The following is a 10,075-nucleotide window of genomic DNA, read 5'->3' as shown; positions in this document are numbered from 1 at the left end:
GGCCAGATCACGAAGAAGCTCTGGGACTACATCAAGAAGAACGGTCTCCAGGACGCCAAGAACAAGCGCAACATCAATGCCGATGACGCATTGAAGGCCGTGTTCGGCGGCAAGAAGACGGTGACGATGTTTGAGATGACCAAGCTCGTCTCCAAGCACATCAGCTAATTCGATCCTGCACTCCACAACGCCGCGCCGGGGTTTCAATCCCCGGCGCGGCGTTTTTCTTTTCCACTCACAGGCCGCCAGTCGGCTCGTAGTCGATCTCCATGAACTCCTCGACCTCGGGAATCCAGCGCTGCTGCACAAAGGCGCTGTGATCTGGATGATCACTGTAGAAAGCGTATGAAGCCGCATCCGCGAACTCCATCGAGAGGCCGAAAGTATAGGGGTTCTTGGCACTGACCTGGCGCAGGCACTCAAACTTTTGCACGCCTTCAATGTTCGCGAGCGCGCAGGCGGCCTGGAGAAAATCATGCTCGGCTTCGGAGCCAGGCGCATGCTTGAGACGAAAGACAACGGTGTGGCGGATCATGGCATCACCCTCAACGCGCTCAGAATTCCCAGCGTTGCGCTTTTCCCTTCAACGGAGCGACTTCGATGAAGTCGATCTCGGCGTCAGGAAGATAGACACGCAGGGTGCCGATCAGCGCCTTGGCGCTCAGGTCGATCTTCAGCTCCTGCCAGTCACCGGCTTTGACCTCCAACGGCACGGCAATCATGCCACTAGGATCAGCGGAGCCATTCGGATAGCTTTCAATCTTGCCCGCTCCGCCTGCGCCACTGCGCACGCGCAATTTCACAATCGCAGGCCCGCTTATCCTGGCCATGCCGTGACCGAGGAAAGACGCTTCGGGCCTGCCGGTGGCTTTCATGCTGAGGATGCCGTCGGTGATCGTGGCTTTGCAGCCACGCTCCTTCCAGCCAGCGAGCGGATCGACACTCTTGGAAGGTGCCTGGGCTGCGACGGGTTTGTAGGCGGGATTGGGGCGCGGATACGTCGCGCCAGTGTCTTTGAGGAAGCCATCGATGAGGGCGCCAAGCTCCTTCACTTTGTCCGGCATGGCTTCGGCGAGGTCTTTGGACTCGCTGAGGTCGTCTTTGAGGTTGTAGAGCTCGTGCGTGCTCGGATTGCCAAACCAGCGCAGCAGCTTGAAGTCACCGCTGCGCACCCACACGCCGCCAGCTCTGTTCGCACCCGCATGCGGATGGTAGTTGAAGTAGGCGGTGCGGTTGAGCGGGCCTTCGCCTTTGAGCACCTTGGCGTAGCTGATGCCATCCAAGACCTGCTGCTCCGGTTTGGCGATGCCGAGCAAGTCGATGACCGTTGGATACACGTCGATGGGACCGACGACGGCTTCGCTGGTGCTGCCGGGGGCGATTTTTCCGGCCCAGGACCACATCATGGGCACGCGCGTGCCGCCTTCGTAAAGCGTGCCTTTGCCATCGCGCAGCGGCGTGTTCATCGTCGGCGGTTGATTGCCCGACCACTTCGTCCAGGCCTCGCTGGCGGCTTTTTTGCCTTCGGTGGTGATGTTGCTGTGCGTGTTGCCGCCGTTGTCGGAGGTGAAAAGGATCAGCGTGTTGTCGGTAAGGCCGTGTTTGTCGAGTTCATCGAGAATGCGGCCAAAGCACTCGTCCACACTCTTCAGCATCGAGGCCATGATCGGATTGCCCTGCCGACTGCTGGGATCTTTTTTCGCCACGAAGGCCTTCGTGTATTCCTCCTTGTGCCCCCACGGCCCGTGGACGCCGTAGCACCACAGATTGAGGAAAAACGGCCCGCTCTTGCTCGCAGCGATGAACTTCGCCGCCTCCGCCGCTTGTCGGTCCACGATGTATTCGCCCTCCAGGCCGTCCGTGATCGTGCCCACCTTCGTTTTGCCACCCGGCTTCCCCTCGGCAAGCACGCCGTAAGGAGAAAAATACTCGCCCGGGGGGCCGGGATCAGGATGGCAGTGAAACGCCACATCAAACCCCTGCTGCTCCGGCCAATGCGGTTGCGTGAGGCCGAGATGCCATTTTCCGATGTGCGCCGTGCGATAGCCCGCTTCCTTCAGCGTCTCCGCCAGCGTGATCTGCGCGGGTTCGAGGTAGTTCTTGCTCTCCGGCAGCAGCATCGGCGCGTTCGGTGGAGCAGACTCCTTCAAAAACACATGCCTAGCAGGCTGTGGCGGCTGGTGCCCGCTCGCCGTCGTGATGCCATGCCGCGCCGTGTACTGGCCTGTCAGCAGCGAAGCACGTGTCGGCGAGCATAGCGGCTGAGAGTAGGCGTTTGTGAAGCGCATCGCCCGCGTGGCAAAACGGTCGATGTTCGGCGTCTCGTAATACTTCGAGCCATACACGCCGCTGTCCATCCAGCCCATGTCATCAACGAGGAATAAGACAACGTTCGGCTGCGTAGCGGCGGAGAGCGAAGAGCAAAGGGCGAAGAGACAGAGTGCGAGGCGGATCATGGCGGCGCTGGGAACGGCGTGGACGCACGGTTCATTCTTCAAAAACCTGCCAGGCCTCCGCCTCTTTACAGTCCGTTTACAGACGCCTGATCTGGCCTGGATCACCATGGCGGCATGAAGACGATTCTTTGTGCCCTCTTTCTCGCCACGAACCTCATCGCGCAAAATGCGTGGATCTCACCTAACACCCGCCTCATCCACACTCAGGCGGTCCAGGTCACTCAAGTCGATGCCCGCATCGACCTCGCGGATCAAATCGCCACGACGACGCTCGACATCGCGCTGCGTAATCCGACGAATCGCCCGCTGGAGTCGGAACTGCTTGTGCCTGTGCCCCAGGGGGCCGTTTTGAAGGCGTTTGCGTTTGAAGGCGGCAATGCAGAGGCCACAGCCCGGTTACTGCCGCGTGATGAAGCACGCCGCATCTACGACAGCATCGTGGCACAGACGCGTGACCCGGCGTTGCTGGAGTTTGTGGGCAACGCAGTCGTCAAATCGAGCGTGTTTCCGGTGCCGGCCAACGGCACGCAGAAGGTGCGGGTGACGTATGAACAGCTTCTCGAAGCCGATGGCGCTCGTCTTGACTACGTTCTACCACGTTCGGAGGCGGTGGAGTATTCCGTGCCGTGGAAGCTCTCCATGCGCGTCAAATCGGCCTCGCGCATCGCCTCGGTTTATTCGCCGAGCCATGAGATCGCCGTGAAGCAGCCAAGCGGCAACGAAGCGAGCCTTTCCTGTGAAACCAAAGACCCTGGAGCCTTCCGTGTGTCGTTGCTGCGCGAGACGAAGGACGAGATGACGGCCTCGTTGCTCGCTTATCCCGATCCGAAGATCGGCGGCGGCTATTTCCTTGTTATGATCGCCCCGCCGAAGACAAAAGCCGACGCAGCGCCGATCAAACGCGAAGTGACACTCGTCATCGACCGCAGCGGCAGCATGGCGGGACCGAAGCTGGATCAGGTGAAGGCCGCTGCGTTGCAGGTGATCGAGGGTTTGAATGACGACGAGGGCTTCAACCTCATTGTCTATAACGAGGCGGTCGAAATGTTCGCCGCGCAGCCGGTGATCAAGAACGCCGAGACGACGAAGCAAGCCCGCGACTACATCAGCGCTCTGCGCGTGAGCGGCGGCACGAACATTCATGACTCCGTGGTCGAGGCGCTGCGCCAAAAGCCGCTCAATGGCATGCTGCCGCTCGTGCTGTTCCTCACCGACGGCCTGCCGACCATCGGCCAGACCTCGGAGAAGGCGATTCGTGAAGCGGTGGCGAAGGGCAACCCACATCAGCGCCGCGTGTTCACCTTCGGCGTCGGTGTGGATGTGAACACGCCGCTGCTGTCACGCATCGCCCGTGAAACACGCGCCAGCGCTGAGTTTGTGCTGCCGAAGGAAGACGTGGAGGTCAAAGTCGGCCGCGTATTCGACCGCTTGCGTGGTCCGTTGCTCACCCGGCCCGCGCTGCGTGTGCTGGATGATCCGAATCGCGTGAGTGACCTGATTCCATCGCCGCTGCCCGATGTGTTTGAAGGCGAGCAGATTCTTTTGTCCGGCACCTATCGCGGTGAAGCACCGCTGCACTTCCAGCTCACTGGCGCATCGGCGGAAGGCGAACGGAAGTTCGATTTCACCTTCAACCTCGACAAAGCGAGCACCGCGAACGCCTTCGTGGCCCGCTTGTGGGCCAGCAACAAGATCGCGGTGCTCAGCGAGGCGATTCGTGATCTCGGCGCGGATGGCGCGACGGCCAACACGACCGAACTGGTGAGTGAGATCGTTCGCCTCTCGACGCAGTTCGGCATTTTGACTGAATACACCGCCTTCCTGGCCGAAGAAGGCACCACTTTGGCCGCAGCGCCCGCAAACGCCGCTCGTGCTGCCTTCAACTACAGCGACAAAGCCATGAAGATGCGCAGCGGACCGGCGGCGGTGTCGCAGGCAGGCAACATCAACAAGGCCGCCGAATCGAAGCAGCTCAACGTCCGCAATCGCTTCCTCGATGACAAGATGAACGCCGTCGAGATCACCAGCGTGCAACAGGTTCAAGCCGGAGCCTTTTTCAACAAAGGCAACCGCTGGAGCGATGCGAACGCCGCCAAGGCCGAGCGCGCGCCAGACCGAACCATCGAGATCGGCAGCACCGAGTTTGGCCGCCTGGTCGATGAACTCGCCGCCGACAACCGCCAGAGCCTCCTCGCGCTGCGTGGCGAGCTGCTGCTCGAGCATCGCGGCCAGATCGTGCTCATCCGCTGAATTTCTCCCGTCCACTCCACCCAAACCACATCCATGAAAACGAAACACATCCTCATCGCCACGGCTCTGACCGCGTGCATCGCCATCGCCAAAGAAGTTCAACCGCCCGCACCTGTGGCGGAAGTCACCAAGGTTGAAACCACCGTTGATGGGCCACTGGTCCAAATCGCCGTGCTTCTCGACACCAGCGGCAGCATGCAGGGCCTCATTGAGCAGGCCAAAACGCAGCTCTGGAAGCTGGTGAACGAATTCATCACCGCCAAACAGGACGGCAAGACGCCCGTCGTGCAGGTGGCGCTTTACGAATACGGCAAATCGGCGCTGCGTGCCGAGGAGAACTGGATTCGCCAGATTCAGCCGCTCACACGCGATCTCGACAAGGTTTCCGAGGAACTTTTCGCCCTCACCACAAACGGCGGCGACGAATACTGCGGCGCGGTGATCCAGCGGGCGACATTGGACCTTGCCTGGAATCCGAGCCCGAAGGTTTACAAGGCCATCTTCATCGCCGGCAATGAACCGTTCACGCAGGGGCCGATTGATTCGAAGCAGAGCTGCAAAGACGCCATCGCCAAGGGCATCATCGTGAACACGATCCATTGCGGCAGCGAGGCGCAGGGCATCGCGGAGCATTGGAACCAGGGCGCGCTGCTGGCGGACGGCAAATACCTCGTGATCGACCAGAACCAGGCCATCGTTCACATCAAAGCGCCACAGGACAAAGAGATCGTGAAGCTCAACGAGGAGTTGAACAAGACCTACATCAACTACGGTGCCGCCGCTCCCGCCGCGAAGGCCCGTCAAGTCGCACAGGACAGCAATGCCGCCGCGAAGCCCGAGTCGGGGGCGCAGGTGCAGCGCATCGTCAGCAAGGCCAGCGCGAATTACTTCAACAGCGGCTGGGATCTCGTGGATGCCAGCAAGGACAAGAGCTTCGACATCACGAAGGTCAAAGAGGCCGACCTGCCCGAGGAGATGAAAAAAATGACCGTCGAGGAGCGCAAGGCTCACCTGGTGAAGAAAACCGCCGAGCGTGAGGAGATTCAAAAGAAGGTGCTGACCCTGAACAAGGAACGCGAGGCCTACGTCGCCACCCAACGCAAGGAGTCCGCCAAGAACGACACGCTGGACACCGCGATGGTGAAAGCGTTGCGCACGCAGGCGGAGAAAAAAGGCATCGCGTGGGAGAAATAGACCCGTTAACCTTTCCGCATGCACACCATTCTGGTCATCGAAGACGACGCCGCGATTCGTCGCGGCGTCTTGGATGCTCTCAAGTTTGCCGGGCACACGACCTTGGAGGCTGGAGACGGTGAAAAGGGGCTGAAGCTGGCCTTGAGCGCGACCTTTGACCTCATGCTGCTCGATCTGGTGCTGCCGCATGCGAGCGGCTTCGACATCTTGAAAGCGCTGCGGCGTGAGCGGCCTGGAACGCCGGTCATCATTCTCTCGGCGCGTGGCGAGGAGAATGACCGCGTGCGCGGTCTGCGTCTCGGCGCGGATGATTATGTGGTGAAACCGTTCAGCGTGCGCGAATTGCTCGCCCGCGTCGAGGCCGTGCTGCGCCGAGCACCTGAACGCCAGCCTGTGAGCGAAACGTTGACACTGGCCGTCGCGACAATCGATTTCGGCCAAAGCGAAGCTCGATTCGAGAATGGCGAACGCGCCGAGCTTTCCGAACGTGAGCGCGACGTGCTGCGCTATCTCGCTTTGAATCGTGGCCGACCCGTTTCGCGCGAGGAACTGCTTCAGCGCGTGTGGCACATCGACAACAAGCAGACGGAGACGCGCACCGTGGACATGCACATCGCCAATCTTCGCCACAAACTGCGAGATGATGCCGAGTCGCCGCGTGTGATCGTTACCGTTCGAGGCAAAGGCTACCAGCTCGCTTGATTAGACCCATGCGCAAACCGCTCCACATCTGGATCACCTTCCTGGCCTGTCTCGGGCTGCTGCTCGCGGCGATGGCGTGGGTGAGCTGGCACACGCTGGCGCTGGAGCGCACGCGTGAGGAGGCCGCGCGGGACGCGGACCAGCAGGAGCGCGTACGGCTGGCGTTGTGGCGTCTCGATTTCCAAGCGAGCGCGCTGATGATTCGCGAGAACGCGCGGCCACCGCATGATTTCCGGCCGTTCCACGCGCCGGAAGGCCTGGTGAACAAGACGTATAGTAATGTGGCGAAAGGCGAGGTGCTGGTGCCATCTCCCTTGCTCGCGGAGACGCCGGAGCATGTGCTGCTGCACTTTCAGATGGACTCACGCGGGCAGATCATATCCCCGCAAGTGCCGCAGAATGGCGAGCGCACTCTGGCGCTGGCGCAATTCGTAAACGCGGACGATCTGACGCGCTGCGAGCAACGCCTCAGCGGTCTGCGTGAGCTGCTGGCGCAACCGGCTCATTCGATCGCGCCCAAAGCAGAGGTCTCATCCTACTGGCCCAGCGGCAGGACACACACACCAGCTCCCGCACCGAGCGGGCCGCCGATCTACAACCGGCAAATTCTCGCCGAACAGGCCAGCGTGCCTCGTCTTGGCCTGGATGACAGCAAGCCGCTCGCCACCAACGACGCGAATCTGCCACGCAACAACGCCTGGGCGGTCCAGCAGGGGCAAATAGCCACACAGCAGCAACTTCAGCTCAACAGCGCGGAGAACGCGTTGCGCAGCCGGGCGGTGACCGCGCAGAATGAGGAGGCGATCAAGCAACAGCCGATGATCAAGATGAAGACTGGGGTCGGGACGTTGGAATTGGCGAAAACAGCCGACAAAGAAATGAAGGCGCTGCCTGCGCCCAAGCCGATGAAAAAGGAAGAGGAAAGACAAGCAGGAGCCTCACCGCTGGCGGCAGCACCAGCGTTACCGACTCCCGCTGCCGCAACAAGAATGCTTGGCGCTCCATCAACGTCTGCTCCGGCTGCGCCTGTCGATGCATCTAAGAACACCGTGACCGTGAAATCCAACATGACAGTTACGAGTTCGCGCCCTTTCCAAGGCGTGTGGCTTGGCAAACATCTGGTGCTGACGCGTGAGGCGGTGGTGGATGGCGCGCGCATGGTGCAGGGCGTGTGGCTGGACTGGCCGGCGCTGCGTGAGGCGTGGCTGAAAGAGATCACCGATTTGTTTCCCGATGCGCATCTCGAACCAGCCGCGAACGTGAGCCTGGGAACGCGGCCCACGGATGATCCACTGCGCTTCGCGGCGCTGCCGGTGCGACTGGTCGCGGGCGTGATTCAACTGCCACCGCTGCCATTTTGGACGCCGTTGCGCAAATCGCTCGCCATCGCGCTGGCCTGCGTGCTGCTGGCGGCGGCGGCGGTCGGCCTGGTGCTGCATGGCACCGTGGCGCTGAGCGAACGCCGCGCGGATTTCGTTTCCGCCGTGACGCATGAGCTGCGCACGCCACTGACGACGTTCCGCCTTTACTCGGAGATGTTGGCGGACGGCATGGTGACGGATGAGGCGCAGCGGAAGACCTATCTTGACACGCTCACTGGCGAGGCGGGGCGATTGAGTCATCTCGTCGAGAATGTACTGGCCTATGCGCGCCTCGAGCGCGGCAGCGCGAAAGCGAGAGCCGAGAATGTGACCATCGGCGAGCTGCTGGACCGCATTTTCCCGCGTTTGAAGCAACGCGCCGATGATTGCGGCATGGAGGTGAGAATTCATGCCACGGAGATGGATCGCAAAACCCAACTGCACATCGACGCGGCGGCGGTGGAGCAGATTCTTTTCAATCTCGTCGATAACGCCTGCAAATACGCCGCCCCGCGCGCGGCGGAGCCGGTGATCCATGTGGAGGCGGACACGAGCGGCAAGTTCGCGATGCTGCGCGTGCGTGATCACGGCGGCGGCATCTCCCGCAGCGAGCGGCGGCGCATTTTTCATCCGTTTCACAAGAGCGCGGATCAGGCGGCGCATTCTGCACCGGGTGTGGGTCTGGGCTTGGCCCTGTGTCGCAGACTGGCGACAGCACTGGGAGGTGCGATCACGCTGGATACGGCGCACAAAGACGGCGCGTGCTTTGTTCTGAGCCTGCCGAAGTGATCAGCGCTCCCCAGCGAGCGTGACCGATCCGGTGATGATGACGTTGCCCGCGTCATCGCGGATTTCACCGATCACCTGCCCCAAGGTTTCGAGCATGCCTTGCAGCGAACCGCTGAGGTGAAGCGACTGGCCGGGAGTAATGCTGCCGAGGATTTTGATCTGGCGCACGGCCGTGAGGCGCAGGTTTTTCAGCGGCGCTTCGCCGGGTCGCGTCTGCACGAGGATGCCACCGAGCTGCGCCAGCGCCTCGATCATGAGCACGCCGGGCATGAGCGGTGCGCCGGGAAAATGGCCGCGCAGGAACTCCTCATCGCCTTTGAGCTTCCACACCGCCTTGGCTGATACACCGGGCACGAGTTCAGTGAGTTCATCAATGAAACGAAACTCCGGGCCGTGCGGGAGTGCGGAAAGCGCTTGGACAAGATCGGGCGGTGAATGCATGTTTCGCTCATATTCATGAATCAACCGCAGGGCAAACTCCAAAGCACCACCGCATGCTGATGAAGCTGCTGCATCGCCTCTGGCTCGCATTCGTTCTGGTGCTGAGCATGGCCTACTGGGCGGTGGGCGGCCTGCTTTTTGTGCTGGCGGGGCTGGTGCTCGCTCCGCTGCTGCCATTGGAGAAATCACGCACGATCGGCCAGTGGCTGCTGCAGGAGGCGTTTCATGACTTTTTACGGCTGCTGAGGCTGTGCGGGGTGTTTGAGTACGAATTTCGCGGGTTTGAGGCGCTGGAGGGCGTCAGCGGCGGGCTGATCATCGCGCCGAACCACCCGGCGTTGTGGGACGCGGTGTTCGTGATCGCGAAAATACGCGGCCTGCGCTGCATTTTGAAGGCGTCGCTGATGCACAACCCCTTCCTGCGCGGCGGGGCCAAGCTGGCGGGCTTCATTCCAAACAAGCCCGCACACAAGATGCTGCAGCACGCCATCGAGGCGCTGCGCCAGGGCGACCGCCTGCTGTTTTTCCCCGAGGGCACGCGCACCCGGAAGCAGGAGAACGCCGTGAATCGTTTCCAGGGCGGCATCGGCATCATCGCCACGCAGTCGAGCGCGCCGGTGTGGCCGGTTTTCATCGAGACCAACAGCGACTACCTGTGCAAAGGCTGGCCGCTGTGGCGGCTGCCAGACCGAAAAATCAAGCTGCGCATCACCCTGGGGGAGCCGCTGGCCAGCCCGCCGGACGAAAACGCGGCAGATTTCACCGAGCGACTGCGGGCCGTGTGCCTGGCCGCGCTCAGCAACGGGTCGAAAACAACCGAGTGAGCGGATATGGGGTGAGTTACTACCAGGGTTGATTTGCGCTTGCGGCAGGAGGCTTCCT

At 61.5% G+C, this 10,075-nt stretch carries 9 protein-coding genes; 6 read left to right on the top strand and 3 right to left on the bottom strand.

Annotated features, from left to right (window positions below):
• Nucleotides 1–6 precede the first annotated feature (6 nt).
• Nucleotides 7–168, top strand: coding sequence for an SWIB/MDM2 domain-containing protein (locus tag ACILSI_RS26025; RefSeq protein ID WP_395724850.1), 162 nt, complete (start codon nt 7–9; stop codon nt 166–168).
• Between the two features lie 67 nt (nt 169–235).
• Here ACILSI_RS26025 and ACILSI_RS26020 read toward each other — a convergent pair whose 3' ends face one another.
• Both ACILSI_RS26020 and ACILSI_RS26015 read right to left on the bottom strand, forming a co-directional pair.
• Nucleotides 236–535 carry a Dabb family protein gene (locus tag ACILSI_RS26020; protein ID WP_395724849.1) on the bottom strand — a complete coding sequence of 100 codons (300 nt, stop codon included), beginning with the start codon at nt 533–535 and terminating at the stop codon, nt 236–238.
• Between the two features lie 19 nt (nt 536–554).
• The gene (locus ACILSI_RS26015) at nt 555–2,456 is read right to left on the bottom strand and encodes a sulfatase (protein WP_395724848.1); all 1,902 of its coding nucleotides are present in this window, start codon (nt 2,454–2,456) and stop codon (nt 555–557) included.
• 114 nt (nt 2,457–2,570) lie between these two features.
• On the opposite strand from ACILSI_RS26015, the gene ACILSI_RS26010 reads away from it, so the two are divergent.
• The 4 genes from ACILSI_RS26010 to ACILSI_RS25995 are packed head-to-tail and all read left to right on the top strand — an operon-like array spanning nt 2,571 to nt 8,752.
• Nucleotides 2,571–4,706, top strand: coding sequence for a VIT domain-containing protein (locus ACILSI_RS26010; protein WP_395724847.1), 2,136 nt, complete (start codon nt 2,571–2,573; stop codon nt 4,704–4,706).
• A gap of 33 nt (nt 4,707–4,739) precedes the next feature.
• Nucleotides 4,740–5,900, top strand: a complete 1,161-nt coding sequence (locus ACILSI_RS26005; protein ID WP_395724846.1) for a VWA domain-containing protein — start codon at nt 4,740–4,742, stop codon at nt 5,898–5,900.
• Between the two features lie 18 nt (nt 5,901–5,918).
• A complete protein-coding gene (locus tag ACILSI_RS26000; RefSeq protein WP_395724845.1) occupies nt 5,919–6,602 on the top strand; it encodes a response regulator transcription factor in 684 nt (227 codons plus the stop codon).
• Between the two features lie 8 nt (nt 6,603–6,610).
• Complete coding sequence (locus ACILSI_RS25995; protein ID WP_395724844.1) at nt 6,611–8,752, top strand: sensor histidine kinase; 2,142 nt, start codon at nt 6,611–6,613, stop codon at nt 8,750–8,752.
• Here the strand turns inward: ACILSI_RS25995 and ACILSI_RS25990 are convergent, their stop codons facing one another.
• Nucleotides 8,753–9,193: a 3-hydroxyacyl-ACP dehydratase FabZ family protein gene (locus ACILSI_RS25990; protein ID WP_395724843.1), complete on the bottom strand. Its 441-nt coding sequence runs from the start codon at nt 9,191–9,193 to the stop codon at nt 8,753–8,755.
• A 53-nt stretch (nt 9,194–9,246) separates the two neighbouring features.
• On the opposite strand from ACILSI_RS25990, the gene ACILSI_RS25985 reads away from it, so the two are divergent.
• On the top strand, nt 9,247–10,017 hold the full coding sequence (locus tag ACILSI_RS25985; protein ID WP_395724842.1) for a lysophospholipid acyltransferase family protein: 771 nt from the start codon (nt 9,247–9,249) through the stop codon (nt 10,015–10,017).
• The last annotated feature ends 58 nt before the right edge of the window (nt 10,018–10,075 follow it).

Origin of the sequence: Prosthecobacter sp. (assembly GCF_044232965.1) — a bacterium.
GTDB lineage: Bacteria > Verrucomicrobiota > Verrucomicrobiia > Verrucomicrobiales > Verrucomicrobiaceae > Prosthecobacter.
The sequence above is the reverse complement of the archived record's forward strand: the minus strand, read 5'-3'. Positions and strand labels throughout refer to the sequence as shown.